Origin of the sequence: Methanocaldococcus sp. (assembly GCF_024490875.1) — an archaeon.
Taxonomy (GTDB): domain Archaea; phylum AGJL01; class Methanococci; order Methanococcales; family Methanocaldococcaceae; genus Methanocaldococcus.
In genome coordinates, this window is record NZ_JACCLX010000007.1 from 69,036 (window position 1) to 85,246 (window position 16,211).

A 16,211-nucleotide genomic window follows, 5' to 3' on the forward strand; every position below is an offset into this window, starting at 1 on the left:
AAATATGAAATACATTTGTATTAGTTGTAATGCTGAAATAGCTCCAAGAGAGAAATCAACAAAATTTTTATGTCCAAACTGTGGAGAGGTAGAGATAGTAAGATGTGAAAAATGTAGAAAATTAAACAACCCTTACAAGTGTCCAAAGTGTGGATTTGAGGGACCATAATAAAAATAATGTGGTGAAATAATGGCGTCAGTGTTAGCAAAAATAAAAATAATGCCAAAAAGCCCAGAAGTTGATAAAGAACAGTTAAAAGAAAAAGTAAAAAAAGTTTTAGAAACTCAGGATGTTGCTATAAGAGGATTATTTGATGAGCCATTAGCTTTTGGATTATACACAGTATATGTAGTTATTGAAATGGAAGAAAGAGAAGGAGGAACAGAACCTATAGAAAATGCTTTAGCTGAAATTGACGATGTTGAAAGTGTAGAAACCGTAGAAGTTTCATTAGCATAAATTTTGTAACTTTTTTAAATTATTTAAGCAATATTCACTTTTATTTTGTTATTTCGTTTATTCGTAAATTATATATAACACTTTAAAAATTCTATATTCTTACATTCTAAAATTCTATCTCTTTCAATTATTATGGATTTAATTCAATCTATTGATATATTATTACTTAAAGAAACAATTAAAATTTATTAGCCTTAAACATTATTAAAGGTGGTATATTATGGGTAAATTAAAATATAAAATACAGGTTAATCCTGAAAAAACTGCAAGAGCTATGGGAAGAAACATTCCAATATCAAGAAAGCATGCAAGAGAGATTTGTAAATCAATAAATGGAATGAAATTAGATGAAGCTATAAAGTTCTTAGAAGATGTTATTACTATGAAAAGACCAGTTCTATTTAGAAGACACTGCAAAAAAGTAGGACACAGAAAAGGTAAATTAGGATGGCCTGCAGGAAGATACCCAGTTAAAGCAGCTAAGGCAATCTTAAAGATATTAAACTATGCAAAGGCAAATGCTGAATACAAAGGTTTAAATGTAGAAAAATTGAGAATAAAACATATCTCAACAAATAAAGGAATTACAATAAAGAGATACATGCCAAGAGCATTTGGTAGAGCCACTCCTAAGTTCCAAGAAACCGTTCATATACAAGTTATCTTAGAAGAATACCACTAAAAATAATTTATAAAAGGTGGAATGATGATTGAAAGAGTATTTGTTAAAGAAAATGTTAAAAGATTATTGATTGATGAATATTTTAAAGAAGAGTTAAGTAGAGCAGGTTACAGTCACTGTGAGATAAGAAAAACACCAATAGGAACAAAGATTATAATATATGCTGAAAAACCTGGTTTTGTTATAGGTAGAAGAGGTAGTAGAATAAGAGAATTAACTGAAACATTAAGTAAAGAGTTTGGTGTTGAAAAACCACAAATCGATGTTAAGCCCGTAGAAAATCCTGACTTGGATGCTCAAGTTGTCGCTTTAAAAATAGCTCAGTCATTGGAGAGAGGATTACATTTCAGAAGAGTTGGACATACTGCTGTAAGAAGAGTTATGAATGCTGGTGCTAAGGGAGTTGTAGTAATTATTTCTGGAAAATTAACTGGAGAAAGAGCAAGAACTGAGAAATTTATGGCTGGATATATGAAACACTGTGGAGAACCTGCTGAGGATTTAGTAGATAAGGGAAGAGCAATTGCAAAAACAAAGCCTGGGATTATTGGAGTTACAGTAAAAATTATGAGACCAGATGTTTTATTACCAGATGAAATTATAATTAAAGAAGATGCAGAAGTTAAACATGTAGTAGAAGAGGAGGAACAATAAAATACTATATAAGGTGAAAGATTATGGCAATATTAAGAGCTAATGAGTTAAGAGAAATGTCTATTGATGAATTAAAAGAAAAACTTGTAGAACTTAAAAGAGAGTTGTTAAAGGAAAGAGTTAGTATAGCTACTTCTGGATCTCCAACAAATCCAGGTAGAATGAGAGAAATTAAAAGAACTATTGCAAGAATATTAACAATAATGAATGAAAAGAAAAGAATGGCTTCACAATAACGGTAATCAAAATAACTTTATATTGGAAAAATTTAAATACTTCCTATAAATATTATAAAAATATAATTTCTACCCATATAAAGAGTAAAACTTAGAGGTGCAGTAATGCCAGAGATCTGCCCAAGGTGTGGATTACCTAAAGAACTATGTGTTTGTGAAGAAATAGCCAAAGAAGAACAAAAAATAAAAATATATGTTACAAAGAGAAGATTTGGTAAGTTAATGACAATAATCGAAGGTTTTGATGCAAGTGTTATTGACTTAAAAGAACTTGCTAAAAAATTAAAGGATATCTGTGCCTGTGGAGGAACTGTTAAAGATAATACTATTGAACTTCAAGGGGATCATAGAAAAAAAGTCGCTGAAATTTTAGTTAAGATGGGATATTCAAAAGATTCTATTGAAGTAAGATAATCTTAATAATTCCTCTCTTTATTTTTGTTGTCTTATTTGTTAAATAAAATGGGGACGCGGATGCCCTTTTATAGGGCACACCCCGTCCCCGTAAAACGGTTGGGGCATTATGATAACTCCTCACAACATATTAAGACATGAACTTATAGGACTTAAAGTTACTATTATCGATTCAAAAAATAAGTCAATGATTGGCATTAAAGGGAAAGTAGTAGATGAAACAAGAAATACTTTAATAATAGAAAAAGAAAATGGTAAAGAAGTAATAATTCCAAAAGACATTGCAACCTTTATGTTTGAACTAAAAGGATGTAAAGTGAAAGTTGATGGTAGATTGTTAATAGGAAGGCCAGAAGAAAGACTGAAAAAAAAGATAAAAATCATATATCCTTATTAATTTTCCTTTTATTCTTTTTTGCCCCAACCGTTAAAGTAATATATAGGTTTTTAACATTTGTAAATGCTATGTATTTTATTATTTAATTTATAAACAATAAGCAAAATTGGAGGTAAAGACCATGGTAGCAAAAAATATAGGAATTTCAGTAAAAGCTCCAGAAGTAGAATGTGATGACAAACATTGTCCATTTCACGGCTCTCTACCAGTAAGAGGTCAAAGTTTCGTAGGAGTTGTTGTTAGTGATAAACCACACAAGACTGTTATAATCAAAAGAGAAATCATAAAATACATTAAAAAATATGAAAGATATGAAAGAAGAACTTCAAAATTAGTTGCTCATAATCCTCCATGTATAAATGCAAAAGTAGGAGATATAGTAAGGGTTATGGAATGTAGACCAATAAGCAAAACAAAATCATTTGTTGTCGTTGAAAAATTAGGAAGAGTAGATGAAACATCTAATGAATAAAAATCTAACAGGTGAAGGATATGAAAGCAATTGGTTCAAAACCTGTAAGGGCTCTACCAGTAGGTGCAAGATGCATTTGTGCTGATAACACAGGAGCTAAGGAAGTAGAAATTATTGCTGTGAGAAACTATAAAGGTGTAGCAAGAAGATTACCTACTGCAAGAGTAGGGGATATGGTTATCGTTACCGTTAAAAAAGGAACTCCTGAAATGAGAAAACAGGTTTTACCTGCTATTGTTATAAGACAAAGAAAAGAAATTAGAAGACCAGACGGAACAAGAGTTAAGTTTGCAGATAATGCAGTTGTTATAGTAACTCCAGACGGCAACCCAAAAGGTTCTGATATTAAAGGACCTGTCGCTAAAGAAGCAGCAGAAAGATGGCCAGGTATTGCGAGAATTGCTAAAATAATAGTATAAACAAATTAAACAAATTTTTATAGGTGAAATTATGGCTTTTACTAAGTCAAAACAGCCAAGAAAACAAAGAAAAGCGTTATTTAACGCACCACTTCATTTGAGAAGAAAGGTTATGTCTGCAATGTTATCAAAAGAATTAAAGGAAAAATTAGGTAAAAACGCCATTCCGGTTAGAAAGGGAGATATTGTAAGAATAATGAGAGGAAACTTTAAAGGGTTAGAAGGAGAAGTAACAAAAGTTGATTTAAAAAGATACAGAATCCATGTTGAAGGAGCTTACAACAAAAGACAAGATGGAAAAGAAGTTCCATATCCAATTCATCCATCAAATGTTATGATTATTAAACTCTATGACAAAGATGAAAGAAGATTCAAACATATTAAAAAGTAAAACATTAAAAATATATTAAGGTGAAAGAATGGGAAAAAAAGGTCCAAAAAGACATTTGAAAAGATTAGCCGCTCCAGTTAGATGGGAATTACCTAGAAAAGTAGCTAAATTTACTGTTAGACCTTTACCAGGAGCTCACCCAATGAGTGAGTCATTACCTCTCTTACTTATTATTAGAGATATTTTAAAATATGCTGACAATGCAAGAGAGGCTAAAAAAATTATTAAGATGGGTAAAGTTTTAGTTGATGGAAGAGTTAGAAAAGAGGAAAAGTTACCTGTTGGATTGATGGATGTAGTCTCATTACCTGATGCAAATGAAAATTACAGAGTTTTATTCGACAGGAAAGGAAGAATTAAATTAAGACCAACAGAAAATCCAGATTTAAAATTATGTAAAATTAAAAACAAAACTGTTGTTAAAGGAGGTCACATTCAACTAAACTTACACGATGGTAGAAACATATTAATTAGAGTTTCAGATCCTACAAACCCTAAAGAGGATGTATATAAAACTGGAGACACTTTATTAATTTCAATTCCAGATCAAGAAATTAAAGCACATATTCCATTTGAAGTTGGGAAATTAGCATACATTACCGGAGGAAAACACGTTGGAGACTTCGCAAGAATTGTTGAAATTGAGAAAAGAGGAATTTATCCAGACATAGTTACATTAGAAAACTTAGAAGGAGACAAATTCAAGACAGTTAAAGACTATGTCTTTGTCGTTGGAGATGAAGAACCTATTATTAAGTTGTAAGTTATTATAAAGTAATGAGGGAGAAACATGAGCTTTGAAGAATTGTGGCAAAAAAATCCTATGTTAAAACCAAGAATTGAAAAAGTTGTTGTTAACTTTGGAGTAGGAGAAAGTGGAGATAGATTAACAAAAGGAGAAAAGGTTATTGAAGAGTTGACTGGACAAAAACCTATAAGAACAAGAGCTAAGCAGACAAACCCAACATTTGGTATCAGAAAAAAATTACCTATTGGATTAAAAGTTACCCTAAGAGGTAAAAAAGCAGAAGAATTTTTAAAAAATGCTTTTGAGGCTTTCCAAAAAGAAGGTAAAAAATTATATGATTATTCATTTGATGATTATGGAAACTTCTCATTTGGTATCCACGAACATATAGATTTTCCTGGACAAAAATATGACCCAATGATTGGAATTTTTGGGATGGATGTTTGTGTAACATTAGAGAGACCTGGATTTAGAGTAAAAAGAAGAAAAAGATGTAGAGCAAAAGTTCCAAGAAGACATAGATTAACAAGAGAAGAGGCTATTGAATTTATAGAAAAAACCTTTGGAATTAAAGTTGAGAGAGTTTTAGAGGAAGAAGAAGCACAATAAGAAAAAGGGTGATATATATGGCTAAAAAACCTTGGAAAAAAAAGTATGGATATGGTATTAGACCATGTCAAAGATGTGGTCATGTAGGACCAGGATTAATTAGGAAGTATGGATTAAACCTTTGCAGACAATGTTTTAGAGAAATAGCTCATAAATTAGGTTTTAAAAAACTTGACTAATAAAAATATTAATCTTAAAAATCATTTAAAAATTCTTTTGGAGGGAAAACATGAGTTTAATGGACCCACTAGCGAATGCATTAAATCATATTTCCAACTGTGAGAGAGTGGGTAAAAAAGTAGTGTATATAAAACCTGCATCTAAGTTAATAGGGAGAGTTTTAAAAGTTATGCAAGATCATGGCTATATAGGAGAATTTGAATTTATAGAAGATGGAAGAGGAGGAATTTATAAAGTTGAATTAGTAGGTAAGATAAACAAATGTGGTGCTATAAAGCCAAGATTTCCTGTTAAAAAATTTGGATATGAAAAGTTTGAAAAAAGATACTTGCCAGCAAGAGATTTTGGGATTTTAATAGTTTCAACTACTCAGGGAGTTATGAGCCATGAAGAAGCAAAGAGAAAAGGGTTAGGTGGAAGATTATTAGCTTACGTCTATTAAACACGATTTTATTAAAAATTAAATCTATATTTTGAGGTGAGTTTATGCCAGTTGCTGCCTATCTTGAAAGAAGAATTAAAATTCTAGAAAATGTTCAAGTTGAAATAAATAACAATGAAGTCGTTGTTAAAAGTGGAGGAAAAGAATTAAGAAGAAAATTTGAACATCCAAAAATTGTAATTAAAAAAGAAGGAGATGAAATTGTTGTATCTTGCGAATACCCAAGAAGAAAAGATAAAGCAATGATTGGAACTATAACAGCACATATAAATAATATGATTAAAGGAGTTACAGAAGGATTTACATACAAACTAAAAATTAGATATGCACACTTCCCAATGAAAGTTACTGTAAAAGGAAATGAAGTCATCATTGAAAACTTCTTAGGAGAGAAGCATCCAAGAAGAGCGAAAATCTTAGAAGGAGTTACAGTCAAAGTTAGTGGAGAAGATGTTATAGTTACTGGAATCGATAAAGAAAAAGTAGGGCAAACTGCCGCCAATATAGAACAGGCTACAAGAATTAAAGATAAAGATCCAAGAGTTTTCCAAGATGGAATTTATATTGTAGAAAAGGCTGGAAAGGTCATCTAAAAATTTAAATAAGAGGGAGATAATATGGATAGGCTATTAAGATTAAGATTTAAATTAAAAATGAAAAAGCCTGACTTTATAAGACAAGAGGCACACAGACATAAAAGGTTAGGAGAAAAATGGAGAAGACCTAAAGGAAGACATAGTAAGATGAGATTAAAGTGGAAAGAAAAGCCTCCTGTCGTTGAAATTGGATACAGAATGCCCAAAGCCGTTAGGGGATTACATCCTAGTGGTTTAGAGGATATTTTAGTTTATAATGTTAAAGATTTAGAAAAATTAAACCCTGAAACACAGGGAGCAAGGATTGCTTCAACAGTTGGTAAGAGAAAGAAAATTGAGATCATCAAAAGAGCAAGAGAATTAGGAATAAGAATATTAAATATATCAGAAAAGAAACAGGAAGAATTATTAAAATTTGCTGAGAACTAATTTTGAAAATAAAAAATAATTTGTTTTTATTATAGGGTGATAATTATGGATGTATCCATTCAAAGAAAATTAGCTGCTGAAATATTAAAATGTGGTATTGATAGAGTTTGGATAGATCCAACACAGTTAGAAAGAGTTAAAATGGCAATGACAAAAGATGATATAAGATCTTTAATTAAAGATGGTGTTATTAAGAAAAAACAGAAAAAGGGAATAAGTAGTGCAAGAGTTAAAAAATTGAAAGAACAAAAAAAGAAAGGTAGAAGAAGAGGTCCAGGTTCAAGAAGAGGGGCTGCAGGAGCAAGAACTCCCCCAAAAGAAAAATGGATGGCTACAATTAGAGCTTTAAGAAAAACATTAAAATATTTAAGAGATACTGGAAAAATCGATACAAAAGTTTATAGAAAGCTTTATAGAATGGCAAAAGGTGGAGCATTCAGAAGTAAGAGCCACCTCTTCCTATATATGAAAGAACACGACCTTTTAAAACAATAAATAATTTTTAATTTAACAGGGTGAGAAGTTATGGCTACAGGTCCAACTTATAGAGTTAAATTTAGAAGAAGAAGAGAAGCAAAAACTGATTACAGAAAAAGATTAAGATTACTATTATCAAGAAAGCCAAGATTGGTCGTAAGAAAATCTTTAAATCACTGTATAGCTCAAATAGTATTGTATGATGAAAAAGGTGACAAAACAGTTGTATCTGCTCATTCAAGAGAATTAATTAAGTTAGGTTATAAAGGACATACTGGAAACTTGCCATCAGCATACTTAACAGGATACTTGTTAGGTAAAAAAGCCTTAGCTAAGGGTTATACCGAGGCAGTTTTAGATATTGGGTTGCATAGAGCTACAAAAGGAGCAGCAGTATTTGCAATGCTAAAAGGAGCCTTAGATGCTGGAATGAAAATTCCACATGGAGAGTGGATATTACCATCAGAAGATAGAATAAGAGGAGAACACATAAAAGCATATGCTGAGATGTTAAAAGAAGAAGATGAGGAAAAATACAAAAGACAGTTTTCAAAATACTTAGAGAAAGGTTTAGAACCAGAAAAATTACCAGAACACTTTGAAGAAATTAAGGCAAAGATTGACAGCATGTTTTAAGGTGAGATAATGAGATTTAATATAGATGAGTGGGAACCAAAAACAACCATTGGAAAGATGGTTAAAGAAGGACAAATAACAGACATTGATTACATATTAGACAATAACTTACCAATATTAGAGCCTGAAATTGTTGATGCACTCCTTCCAGATTTGGAAGAGAAAGTTTTAGATGTAAAGTTAGTTCAAAGAATGCACAAGTCTGGTAGAAGAGCAAGATTTAGAGCAACTGTTGTTGTAGGAAACAGAAATGGTTATGTTGGTGTAGGAAAAGGTAAGGCTAAAGAAGTAGGACCAGCAATAAGAAAAGCTATAGCTCAAGCAAAGAAAAATATTATTAGAGTTAAGAGAGGTTGTGGTTCCTGGGAGTGTGGTTGTGGAACTCCTCACTCAATTCCATACAAAGGATATGGAAAGTGTGGAAGTACTGCAATAGAGATATTACCTGCACCAAAAGGTGTTGGATTAGTTGCTGGAGATGTCGCTAAGGCAGTTTTAGGATTAGCAGGAATTAAAGATGTTTGGACAAAAACATTTGGAGAAACAAGAACTACTTACAACTTTGCAATGGCTACATTTGAAGCTTTAAAGAGTTTGAATTTTATAAGAGTTATGGAGAAAAGTAAAAAGAAATTAGGGATCATTGAAGGAAGAGTATTATAAATCATTTTATTTCGAAAACTGACTATTTTAATTAATATTTTAATAATTAAGGTGAGAAATATGGCTTATGCTGTTATTAGAATAAGAGGAAGAATTGGTGTAAGGAGAGATATAGCAGACACCTTAAAAATGTTAAGGTTACATAAGGTTAATCATTGTGTGATTGTTCCAGAAACAGATACATTTAAAGGAATGTTACAAAAAGTTAAGGATTATGTAACATGGGGAGAAATTGATAAAGATACTTTAACTAAATTAATCTTAAAAAGAGGTAGGCTTCCAGGAAATAAAAGAGTTACTCCAGAAATCATAAAGGAATTAACTGGAATGGAAGTTGAAGAGTTAGCAGAAAAACTTATAAAAGGAGAAATTAAATTAAAAGAAACTCCCTTGAAACCTGTATTTAGATTACATCCACCAAGAAAAGGATTCGAAAGAAAGGGTGTTAAAAAACCATTTAGTGCTGGGGGAGCCTTAGGATACAGAGGAGAAAAGATTAACGAACTTTTAGAAAAAATGATGTAAGGTGATATTTATGATTAGAAAAAAAAGAAAAGTTAAGAAAATTAGAGGTTCAAGAACGTGTGGTGGAGGTAGCCACAAAAAGAGAAGAGGAGCTGGAAACAGAGGGGGTAGAGGTTTAGCAGGAGGACACAAACACAAATGGACATGGATTATAAAATATGAGCCAGATCACTTTGGTAAATATGGATTTAAGAGACATCCAAGTTTAGTCAAAAAATTAAAGACAATTAATGTTGGAGAGCTTGAAGAAATTGTATTAAAAAATCCAGATAAATTCGAAAAAGAAGATGGAAAGTATGTTGTAGATGTTATAGAATTAGGATATGAGAAAGTTTTGGGTAAAGGAAAAATAACAATTCCAATGATTGTCAAAGCAATTGAAGTTTCAGAAAAAGCAAGAGAAAAAATTGAATCTGTTGGTGGAGAAGTTGTAGAACTATAAAATTTTCTTATTTTTTATTTATTTTTTATTTATTAATTCAAATTATTAAAGATTGCAATCTCTTAAAATTTTTTTGATAAAATATTTATATAAATTTTAAGACTATTTATTACAATTCTTTAATATTAATAAGGTAGTTTTTAATGTTTAAAAAGGTGAGATGTTGGAAGAATTTATGAAAAAACTAATTCCTATATTAGAAAAAATTCCTGAAGTGGAATTACCAATTAGAGAACTCTCCTTCAAAGAAAAACTTAAATGGACTGGAATAGCACTAGTTTTATATTTCATTATGGGAACTATTGATGTTTATACAGGGGGAGCCCAAATCCCTGCAATATTTCAATTTTGGCAAACAGTTACTGCATCCAGAATAGGAACATTGATTACATTAGGTATTGGTCCAATTGTTACTGCTGGTATTATTATGCAGTTATTAGTTGGTTCAGGAATAATCAAAATGGACTTGTCAATTCCTGAAAATAGGGCCTTATTTCAAGGTTGTCAAAAACTATTATCTATAATAATGTGTTTTGTTGAGGCAGTTATGTTTGTTGGTGCTGGAGCTTTTGGACATCTACCTATTTTATTGGCACTTTTAGTAATTATACAAATAGCAATAGGTTCGATAATTTTAATATATTTAGATGAAATAGTTTCAAAGTATGGAATTGGTTCTGGAATTGGATTATTTATTGCCGCAGGAGTTTCACAGGTAATATTTGTTGGAGCATTTGGTCCTGAAGGATATTTATGGAGATTTTTTGGAAGTCTAATTAATGGAATGCCTAATTTTGAATATCTTGCACCAATACTTGGAACTATAATTGTATTCTTAATGGTTGTTTATGCTGAATGTTTAAGAGTAGAAATTCCTTTAGCTCATGGTAGAATTAAAGGTGCTGTTGGTAAATACCCTATAAGATTTGTTTATACTTCAAACATTCCAGTAATCTTATCTGCGGCATTATTTGCTAATATTCAACTCTGGGGATTAGTGTTAAGTAGATTAGGTATCCCATTACTTGGACACTATGTAAATGGAAGACCTGTTGATGGAATAGCATATTATTTATCAACACCTTATGGACTAACAAGTGTATTTACAGATCCTCTCCATGCGTTAGTATATATGATAGCAATGATAGTTTGTTGTATATTCTTTGGTATATTTTGGGTAGAAACTACTGGATTAGATCCAAAGAGTATGGCTAAAAGAATTGGCTCATTGGGTATGGCTATTAAAGGATTTAGAAAAAGTGAAAAGGCTATCGAGCAGAGATTGAGAAGATACATACCTCCATTAACTGTAATGAGTTCAGCCTTCGTCGGATTTTTAGCCGCTATAGCTGATTTTATTGGAGCATTAGGTGGAGGAACTGGGGTTTTATTAACAGTATCTATCGTGTATAGAATGTATGAACAAATTTTAAAAGATAAGGTAAAAGAGTTACATCCATCCTTAGCAAAATTATTAAATAAGTAATAATATTTAATCTAAAAATTTAGGCATGGTTAAATTATGAGGTGATACTCTATGAAAAATAAGGTCGTAGTAATCGTAGGAGTGCCAGGTGTAGGTTCAACAACAGTTACAAACAAGGCAATAGAAGAACTAAAAAAAGAAGGAATAGAATATAAAATAGTTAATTTTGGAACAGTAATGTTCGAAATCGCTAAAGAAGAAGGTTTAGTAGAGCATAGAGACCAGTTAAGAAAGTTACCTCCAGATGTCCAGAAAAGAATACAAAAGTTAGCAGGTAAAAAAATAGCTGAAATGGCAAAAGAGGCTAATATTGTAGTCGATACTCACAGCACTATAAAAACTCCTAAGGGATATTTACCAGGACTTCCTGCATGGGTTTTAGAAGAGTTACAGCCTGATATTATTGTATTAATTGAGGCTGAAACTGATGAAATATTAATGAGAAGATTGTCAGATGAAACAAGACAGAGAGATTTAGAATCTACTGTCGATATTGGAGAGCATATATTTATGAATAGATGTGCTGCAATGACTTATGCGGTTTTAACAGGAGCCACAGTTAAGATAATTAAAAATAGAGATTTCTTATTAGATAAAGCAGTTAAAGAACTTGTTGAAGTTCTTAAATAACTTAAATACAATTTTTAAGGTGAATCTATGTTTGAATCAATAACAAATATCTTTTATAATAGTTTAGACGCAATTTTTATGCCAATAATAAAAGTTCTACCACCTGCCATAGCAATTTTAGTTATTGCTATAATTGTATCTTTAATTGTTAATATTGCTACAAAACTTTTAGTAGATCAAGAAAAAGTTGCTAAATTAAAAAAGGAAATTCAAGAATATCAAATTAAAATGAAAAAAATGGCAAAAAATCCAGAGATGTTAGAAAAACTTCAAGAGGAACAACAGAAATACATGCAAATGAGTGCTGAATTGATGAAAATGAGTTTTAAGCCAATGATATATACATGGGTCCCAATAATTTTAATATTTATTTATTTGAGACATGTCTATGGATTTGGAGGAGTTTATATGGAATTACATCCTAATTGGAATGGTGTTGTAGTATATTTACCAATAATATTATCTAAGATTCTCTTGATTAATTTCTGGCATTGGTTAGGATCATTAATTTACAAAGGAGGATTTAAAATAGTGTCTAATACAGCCTTAGGATGGTTAGGGTGGTATATACTTTGTTCATTTGCAACATCAACAGTTTTAAGAAAAATATTTGGAATAAAATAAACTTTATTTTACTCTTTAACATCTTCATAAGATTCTACGTAATTTTTATTATTTTCATTACTATCCTCTATACTTAATTGTTTTTCTTCAACTTTTTTACACTTTTTCTTTTTCTCTAACTTTTCTTTATCTAATTGAAACTCTTCTCCGATTTTTATAACATAATCAGCAATATTTTGCAAAGCCTTTGAAAATCCAGGTTCAGCCCCAATAACAATAACTTTTTTCCCTCTCTCTTTTGCCTTTCTAATTGCTGGAAGAAAATCTGCATCTCTTGTTACATAGGCAATAGTATCAATATTTGGATTAAACACTAATTCGGTGGCATCAACAGCCATTTCAACATCTACATCTCCAGCAGAAATTTTTGGTTCAAATCCTTGATTTATAACGGCCTCTATTAATTTATCTGACGCATATTGATTTAAATAAACTCTACCTATAACAATGTCTCCAAATTCACTTAAAACTTCTCTAATTTTATCTAAATCAATATTAAACTCTTTTCTAAGCATATTGGGTCCATCAATTAACAGTGCAATTCTATGCTCTCCTTTCCTTTTTAATGCCTTTTCGTAAATTTTACTTGTCAAATTTTCTAACTTTTTCCACATAATTTCACCAACATAAAAATAGTTTATTTTAACATTATTATATTATTTAATAAAATTATGCAAATCTAACAATATATAAGTAATATAAAAAGATTACAAAAAAATGATATATATAACTAAGAATAAATAGATTTCTTGAGGTGATAATTTATGTATATTTGCCCATACTGTGGAGGAGATTGTGTAAATGATGAAGCAGTTGCTCTTTATTTAGTAATAGTTAAAAAATTTTTCAAATATCAAAATACAGAGAGTGACATAACATTTGAAAGATTTCCAACAGTTGGCGAAGTTGGTGAATGCAAGAAAACTGGAGAAAAAATATATTTTTGTCCATACTGTAAGAGACCATTTAAGGCATACTATGAACTTGAAAAGGTTACTATAAATTGTCCAAACTGTAATAAAACTCTTTGCATTCCTCCAACAAATAGAACTTTCTGCTAATAAAAATCCTCTTTTTTTATTTCATCAAATTTATAATTTAATGAGTTATTTAAAAATAGTTTAAACTCCTCTGGTGTATATATAGGCTTTTTATATAAAATATAATCATCTAAGACTATCCTTGGACATGCTACAATTATATAGCAATCTAAATCATAGAATAATATTTCCGGAGACACATTATCAACAATAATTGGGAGATAATTTATATTATTTTTTTCTAATAGTTTTGTAATTTCATCAAAAACCTTTTTTCTAAACTGTCCCTTTTTTACTGATAAGACAACTCCCACTTTTTTTGGCTTATTTAACATTAACTTAGTTATTGCTGTAATTCTTTTCTTTATAAACTTATTAACCTCTTCCTTAGAAATTTTATCAAAATATTTAGAAATAGGATTGTATATATAAACTTCTTTTTGATATTTGTATGCTAACATTAAAGGATGAAATCTCCCAGTTCCAACGAATAAAATAATGTCTTCATCTTTAATTTCTCCTCTGCAACCTAAGATTATATAAGGATTAAATTTTTTTAAAAGTTTTTTATATTGAACAGTTGTAGTTACTGCCACTTTTTTTCCTTCTAAATTATACTTATTTATAAAGTTTTCTATGTCATTTAGTATTTTATTCTCATCTTCTTTATCAAATATATGATATGTAGGAATAAATAAAGTTTTAATTTCTGGTTTGGCATATTCAAGTTCTTCATGTCCATAATGAACAATTAAATCAACATCTAATTTTTTAACATAATCATCAATTAAATCACAGGCTCCAAAGCAAGAATTCCCCCATAAAAACAATTCAACATTTTTTCCTTTATTCTTAAAATATTTTTTAATTTTTTCAATCTCTTTTTCAACATATAATTTTAAGCCTTCAGGCGATTGAAATACAATTTTAGGACATTTTTTATTTAAATTCTCTATCTCTTTTATAACTTTATTAGTCTCTAAGTCAAACATAAGTATCACACAAATCAATTTTAATTTATTTATATAAAAATTAAAAATAAAGAAGTTATTAGATTAATAAGTTTGGTGAATCAAATGGCAAAGTTTATAATGGTAGTTGGAACATCATCTAACAGTGGAAAAACTACAATAGCCGCAGGATTGTGTAGGCTTTTAGCAAATAAAGGTTATAAAGTGGCCCCATTTAAATCTCAAAATATGAGTTTAAATTCAAGAGTAACAAAAGAAGATGGAGAAATTGCAATGGCTCAATATACACAAAGTTTAGCATCCAGAGTTGAGCCATCTGTTCATTTTAATCCAATACTATTAAAACCAAAAGGAAATTTTATATCACAGGTTATAGTTCATGGAAAGGTTTATAAAGATATGGACTACAATGAATATAGAAGAAATAAAAATTTCTTTTTGAAAAAAATTAAAGAAAGTTTAGAAATTTTAAATAAGGAGTATGATTATGTAGTTATGGAAGGTGCAGGAAGTTGTTGTGAAATAAATTTATTAAAGGATGATATAGCAAATCTAAGAATTGCAGAAATGGTTAATGCTAATGCAATTTTAGTTGCAGACATTGATAGAGGAGGAGTTTTCGCCTCAATCTATGGAACTATAAAACTACTCCCAAAAAAATGGAGAAATCTTATTAAAGGTATTATAATAAATAAATTTAGGGGAAATATTGATGTTTTAAAAGATGGAATTGAGAAGATTGAAGAATTAACAGGAATTCCAGTTTTAGGCGTTATGCCTTATGATGAAAATCTTGTATTACCAGAGGAAGATAGTCAGGCATTACAAAACATAAGAAGTTTTGGAAATGCTAAGAGTGGAGTTGAAGTTAATGTTGTTAGATTTTCAAAAATATCTAATTTTACTGATTTAGACCCTTTAAGATACGACGCATTAATAAAATTTATTGACTTCAAAGATGACATTACTGGGGATATTTTAATTTTCCCAGGATCAAGAAGTTCAACGAAAGAGGCATATTATTTAAAAGAAAATAATTTTGATGAAAAGATTTTAGAATTTTTAAAAGATGGTGGAATAGTTATTGGAATATGTGGAGGTTATCAAGTTTTAGGGAAAAAACTCATTGATAAAGATTTTAAAGAGTCAGATATTGGAAGTATCGAAGGTTTAAATATTTTTGACGCTAAAACATACTTTGGAAATGACAAGGTTGTTAAAAACTCTTATGGCTATTTAGATATAGATGATAAAACATTTAAAGTTTGTGGTTATGAGATTCACGAAGGAATTACATACAGTAAAGAAAAACCTCTTATAAAAATCGAAAGAGGTTTTGGAAACTGTGGTAATGGATTTGATGGCTCAATTAAAAAAATTGGTGATGGTTTAGTTATAGGAACTTACTTCCATGGAATTTTTGAAAATTATAAATTTAGGAACTATATTATTAACAAAATTAGAGAGAAAAAAGGTTTAGAGAAAATTGAAGGAGATTTATATAAAGATAGCATAGAAAAAAGTTTAAACTACTTTGCCAAAGTTTTAGAAAAAAATGTGGATTTATCTCAAATAATTTAGTTTTTTA

General features: G+C 30.0%; 28 protein-coding genes. 26 read left to right on the forward strand and 2 right to left on the reverse strand.

Annotation, left to right across the window (positions count from 1 at the left end; all coding sequences use genetic code 11):
- The first annotated feature begins 4 nt into the window (after positions 1-4).
- From HZY31_RS01375 to HZY31_RS01490, 24 genes are all read left to right on the forward strand, one after another.
- Entirely contained in the window at positions 5-169 is a 165-nt protein-coding gene (locus HZY31_RS01375) for a zinc finger domain-containing protein (protein WP_297317695.1), read from the forward strand.
- Between the two features lie 21 nt (positions 170-190).
- Positions 191-460 carry an elongation factor 1-beta gene (locus HZY31_RS01380; RefSeq protein ID WP_214400112.1) on the forward strand — a complete coding sequence of 90 codons (270 nt, stop codon included), beginning with the start codon at positions 191-193 and terminating at the stop codon, positions 458-460.
- A gap of 220 nt (positions 461-680) precedes the next feature.
- Positions 681-1,142: a 50S ribosomal protein L22 gene (gene rplV, locus HZY31_RS01385; protein ID WP_297317696.1), complete on the forward strand. Its 462-nt coding sequence runs from the start codon at positions 681-683 to the stop codon at positions 1,140-1,142.
- Between the two features lie 24 nt (positions 1,143-1,166).
- The gene (locus tag HZY31_RS01390) at positions 1,167-1,796 is read left to right on the forward strand and encodes a 30S ribosomal protein S3 (protein WP_297317697.1); all 630 of its coding nucleotides are present in this window, start codon (positions 1,167-1,169) and stop codon (positions 1,794-1,796) included.
- 23 nt (positions 1,797-1,819) lie between these two features.
- Positions 1,820-2,032: a 50S ribosomal protein L29 gene (gene rpmC, locus HZY31_RS01395; RefSeq protein ID WP_297317698.1), complete on the forward strand. Its 213-nt coding sequence runs from the start codon at positions 1,820-1,822 to the stop codon at positions 2,030-2,032.
- A 105-nt stretch (positions 2,033-2,137) separates the two neighbouring features.
- Positions 2,138-2,446: a stress response translation initiation inhibitor YciH gene (yciH, locus tag HZY31_RS01400; RefSeq protein WP_297317699.1), complete on the forward strand. Its 309-nt coding sequence runs from the start codon at positions 2,138-2,140 to the stop codon at positions 2,444-2,446.
- A 109-nt stretch (positions 2,447-2,555) separates the two neighbouring features.
- Entirely contained in the window at positions 2,556-2,843 is a 288-nt protein-coding gene (gene rnp1 / locus HZY31_RS01405; RefSeq protein ID WP_297317700.1) for a ribonuclease P protein component 1, read from the forward strand.
- Between the two features lie 121 nt (positions 2,844-2,964).
- Entirely contained in the window at positions 2,965-3,315 is a 351-nt protein-coding gene (locus HZY31_RS01410) for a 30S ribosomal protein S17 (protein WP_297317701.1), read from the forward strand.
- A 20-nt stretch (positions 3,316-3,335) separates the two neighbouring features.
- Complete coding sequence (locus tag HZY31_RS01415) at positions 3,336-3,734, forward strand: 50S ribosomal protein L14 (RefSeq protein ID WP_297317702.1); 399 nt, start codon at positions 3,336-3,338, stop codon at positions 3,732-3,734.
- 31 nt (positions 3,735-3,765) lie between these two features.
- The gene (gene rplX, locus HZY31_RS01420) at positions 3,766-4,125 is read left to right on the forward strand and encodes a 50S ribosomal protein L24 (protein WP_297317703.1); all 360 of its coding nucleotides are present in this window, start codon (positions 3,766-3,768) and stop codon (positions 4,123-4,125) included.
- Between the two features lie 28 nt (positions 4,126-4,153).
- Positions 4,154-4,888, forward strand: coding sequence for a 30S ribosomal protein S4e (locus HZY31_RS01425; RefSeq protein ID WP_297317704.1), 735 nt, complete (start codon positions 4,154-4,156; stop codon positions 4,886-4,888).
- Positions 4,889-4,915: 27 nt separating this feature from the next.
- The gene (locus tag HZY31_RS01430) at positions 4,916-5,482 is read left to right on the forward strand and encodes a 50S ribosomal protein L5 (protein ID WP_297317705.1); all 567 of its coding nucleotides are present in this window, start codon (positions 4,916-4,918) and stop codon (positions 5,480-5,482) included.
- Positions 5,483-5,499: 17 nt separating this feature from the next.
- A complete protein-coding gene (locus HZY31_RS01435) occupies positions 5,500-5,661 on the forward strand; it encodes a 30S ribosomal protein S14 (RefSeq protein WP_010869970.1) in 162 nt (53 codons plus the stop codon).
- A 50-nt stretch (positions 5,662-5,711) separates the two neighbouring features.
- The gene (locus tag HZY31_RS01440) at positions 5,712-6,104 is read left to right on the forward strand and encodes a 30S ribosomal protein S8 (protein WP_297317706.1); all 393 of its coding nucleotides are present in this window, start codon (positions 5,712-5,714) and stop codon (positions 6,102-6,104) included.
- Positions 6,105-6,148: 44 nt separating this feature from the next.
- Positions 6,149-6,697, forward strand: a complete 549-nt coding sequence (locus HZY31_RS01445; RefSeq protein ID WP_297317707.1) for a 50S ribosomal protein L6 — start codon at positions 6,149-6,151, stop codon at positions 6,695-6,697.
- A 24-nt stretch (positions 6,698-6,721) separates the two neighbouring features.
- On the forward strand, positions 6,722-7,129 hold the full coding sequence (locus HZY31_RS01450; protein ID WP_297317708.1) for a 50S ribosomal protein L32e: 408 nt from the start codon (positions 6,722-6,724) through the stop codon (positions 7,127-7,129).
- 45 nt (positions 7,130-7,174) lie between these two features.
- Positions 7,175-7,624 (forward strand): 50S ribosomal protein L19e, encoded by a 450-nt coding sequence (locus tag HZY31_RS01455; RefSeq protein WP_297317709.1) that lies wholly within the window; start codon positions 7,175-7,177, stop codon positions 7,622-7,624.
- A 30-nt stretch (positions 7,625-7,654) separates the two neighbouring features.
- Entirely contained in the window at positions 7,655-8,242 is a 588-nt protein-coding gene (locus HZY31_RS01460) for a 50S ribosomal protein L18 (protein WP_297317710.1), read from the forward strand.
- Between the two features lie 9 nt (positions 8,243-8,251).
- Positions 8,252-8,905, forward strand: coding sequence for a 30S ribosomal protein S5 (gene rpsE / locus HZY31_RS01465; RefSeq protein ID WP_297317711.1), 654 nt, complete (start codon positions 8,252-8,254; stop codon positions 8,903-8,905).
- A 60-nt stretch (positions 8,906-8,965) separates the two neighbouring features.
- Positions 8,966-9,430 (forward strand): 50S ribosomal protein L30, encoded by a 465-nt coding sequence (gene rpmD, locus HZY31_RS01470; RefSeq protein ID WP_297317712.1) that lies wholly within the window; start codon positions 8,966-8,968, stop codon positions 9,428-9,430.
- Positions 9,431-9,440: 10 nt separating this feature from the next.
- On the forward strand, positions 9,441-9,872 hold the full coding sequence (locus HZY31_RS01475; RefSeq protein WP_297317713.1) for an uL15 family ribosomal protein: 432 nt from the start codon (positions 9,441-9,443) through the stop codon (positions 9,870-9,872).
- 175 nt (positions 9,873-10,047) lie between these two features.
- Positions 10,048-11,358, forward strand: a complete 1,311-nt coding sequence (gene secY / locus HZY31_RS01480; RefSeq protein ID WP_297317744.1) for a preprotein translocase subunit SecY — start codon at positions 10,048-10,050, stop codon at positions 11,356-11,358.
- Between the two features lie 51 nt (positions 11,359-11,409).
- A complete protein-coding gene (locus HZY31_RS01485) occupies positions 11,410-11,988 on the forward strand; it encodes an adenylate kinase (protein WP_297317714.1) in 579 nt (192 codons plus the stop codon).
- Between the two features lie 27 nt (positions 11,989-12,015).
- The gene (locus HZY31_RS01490; RefSeq protein WP_297317715.1) at positions 12,016-12,612 is read left to right on the forward strand and encodes an EMC3/TMCO1 family protein; all 597 of its coding nucleotides are present in this window, start codon (positions 12,016-12,018) and stop codon (positions 12,610-12,612) included.
- A gap of 8 nt (positions 12,613-12,620) precedes the next feature.
- Here HZY31_RS01490 and HZY31_RS01495 read toward each other — a convergent pair whose 3' ends face one another.
- Entirely contained in the window at positions 12,621-13,226 is a 606-nt protein-coding gene (locus HZY31_RS01495; RefSeq protein ID WP_297317716.1) for a TIGR00288 family NYN domain-containing protein, read from the reverse strand.
- A gap of 150 nt (positions 13,227-13,376) precedes the next feature.
- Between HZY31_RS01495 and HZY31_RS01500 the strand changes: the two genes are divergently transcribed.
- Positions 13,377-13,673 carry a hypothetical protein gene (locus HZY31_RS01500; RefSeq protein WP_297317717.1) on the forward strand — a complete coding sequence of 99 codons (297 nt, stop codon included), beginning with the start codon at positions 13,377-13,379 and terminating at the stop codon, positions 13,671-13,673.
- On the opposite strand, the gene dph2 is transcribed toward HZY31_RS01500, so the two are convergent.
- Positions 13,670-14,644 (reverse strand): diphthamide biosynthesis enzyme Dph2, encoded by a 975-nt coding sequence (dph2, locus tag HZY31_RS01505; RefSeq protein ID WP_297317718.1) that lies wholly within the window; start codon positions 14,642-14,644, stop codon positions 13,670-13,672. The genes HZY31_RS01500 and dph2 overlap by 4 nt on opposite strands.
- An 84-nt stretch (positions 14,645-14,728) precedes the next feature.
- Here dph2 and cobQ point away from each other — a divergent pair, with 84 nt between their 5' ends.
- Positions 14,729-16,204, forward strand: coding sequence for a cobyric acid synthase CobQ (cobQ, locus tag HZY31_RS01510; protein ID WP_297317719.1), 1,476 nt, complete (start codon positions 14,729-14,731; stop codon positions 16,202-16,204).
- Positions 16,205-16,211: the final 7 nt, after the last annotated feature.

Bases quoted from the DNA above. Each gene is read 5' to 3' on its own strand.
- HZY31_RS01485 (WP_297317714.1), top strand. From the start codon at position 11,410: ATGAAAAATAAGGTCGTAGTAATCGTAGGAGTGCCAGGTGTAGGTTCA.
- HZY31_RS01460 (WP_297317710.1), top strand. From the start codon at position 7,655: ATGGCTACAGGTCCAACTTATAGAGTTAAATTTAGAAGAAGAAGAGAA.
- rpsE (WP_297317711.1), top strand. From the start codon at position 8,252: ATGAGATTTAATATAGATGAGTGGGAACCAAAAACAACCATTGGAAAG.
- rpmD (WP_297317712.1), top strand. From the start codon at position 8,966: ATGGCTTATGCTGTTATTAGAATAAGAGGAAGAATTGGTGTAAGGAGA.
- HZY31_RS01455 (WP_297317709.1), top strand. From the start codon at position 7,175: ATGGATGTATCCATTCAAAGAAAATTAGCTGCTGAAATATTAAAATGT.
- HZY31_RS01435 (WP_010869970.1), top strand. From the start codon at position 5,500: ATGGCTAAAAAACCTTGGAAAAAAAAGTATGGATATGGTATTAGACCA.
- HZY31_RS01475 (WP_297317713.1), top strand. From the start codon at position 9,441: ATGATTAGAAAAAAAAGAAAAGTTAAGAAAATTAGAGGTTCAAGAACG.
- HZY31_RS01430 (WP_297317705.1), top strand. From the start codon at position 4,916: ATGAGCTTTGAAGAATTGTGGCAAAAAAATCCTATGTTAAAACCAAGA.
- HZY31_RS01410 (WP_297317701.1), top strand. From the start codon at position 2,965: ATGGTAGCAAAAAATATAGGAATTTCAGTAAAAGCTCCAGAAGTAGAA.
- HZY31_RS01415 (WP_297317702.1), top strand. From the start codon at position 3,336: ATGAAAGCAATTGGTTCAAAACCTGTAAGGGCTCTACCAGTAGGTGCA.
- rplX (WP_297317703.1), top strand. From the start codon at position 3,766: ATGGCTTTTACTAAGTCAAAACAGCCAAGAAAACAAAGAAAAGCGTTA.
- HZY31_RS01440 (WP_297317706.1), top strand. From the start codon at position 5,712: ATGAGTTTAATGGACCCACTAGCGAATGCATTAAATCATATTTCCAAC.
- secY (WP_297317744.1), top strand. From the start codon at position 10,048: ATGAAAAAACTAATTCCTATATTAGAAAAAATTCCTGAAGTGGAATTA.
- dph2 (WP_297317718.1), bottom strand. From the start codon at position 14,644: ATGTTTGACTTAGAGACTAATAAAGTTATAAAAGAGATAGAGAATTTA.
- rnp1 (WP_297317700.1), top strand. From the start codon at position 2,556: ATGATAACTCCTCACAACATATTAAGACATGAACTTATAGGACTTAAA.
- HZY31_RS01380 (WP_214400112.1), top strand. From the start codon at position 191: ATGGCGTCAGTGTTAGCAAAAATAAAAATAATGCCAAAAAGCCCAGAA.
- HZY31_RS01450 (WP_297317708.1), top strand. From the start codon at position 6,722: ATGGATAGGCTATTAAGATTAAGATTTAAATTAAAAATGAAAAAGCCT.
- cobQ (WP_297317719.1), top strand. From the start codon at position 14,729: ATGGCAAAGTTTATAATGGTAGTTGGAACATCATCTAACAGTGGAAAA.
- HZY31_RS01500 (WP_297317717.1), top strand. From the start codon at position 13,377: ATGTATATTTGCCCATACTGTGGAGGAGATTGTGTAAATGATGAAGCA.
- yciH (WP_297317699.1), top strand. From the start codon at position 2,138: ATGCCAGAGATCTGCCCAAGGTGTGGATTACCTAAAGAACTATGTGTT.
- HZY31_RS01445 (WP_297317707.1), top strand. From the start codon at position 6,149: ATGCCAGTTGCTGCCTATCTTGAAAGAAGAATTAAAATTCTAGAAAAT.
- HZY31_RS01495 (WP_297317716.1), bottom strand. From the start codon at position 13,226: ATGTGGAAAAAGTTAGAAAATTTGACAAGTAAAATTTACGAAAAGGCA.
- rplV (WP_297317696.1), top strand. From the start codon at position 681: ATGGGTAAATTAAAATATAAAATACAGGTTAATCCTGAAAAAACTGCA.
- rpmC (WP_297317698.1), top strand. From the start codon at position 1,820: ATGGCAATATTAAGAGCTAATGAGTTAAGAGAAATGTCTATTGATGAA.
- HZY31_RS01425 (WP_297317704.1), top strand. From the start codon at position 4,154: ATGGGAAAAAAAGGTCCAAAAAGACATTTGAAAAGATTAGCCGCTCCA.
- HZY31_RS01375 (WP_297317695.1), top strand. From the start codon at position 5: ATGAAATACATTTGTATTAGTTGTAATGCTGAAATAGCTCCAAGAGAG.
- HZY31_RS01490 (WP_297317715.1), top strand. From the start codon at position 12,016: ATGTTTGAATCAATAACAAATATCTTTTATAATAGTTTAGACGCAATT.
- HZY31_RS01390 (WP_297317697.1), top strand. From the start codon at position 1,167: ATGATTGAAAGAGTATTTGTTAAAGAAAATGTTAAAAGATTATTGATT.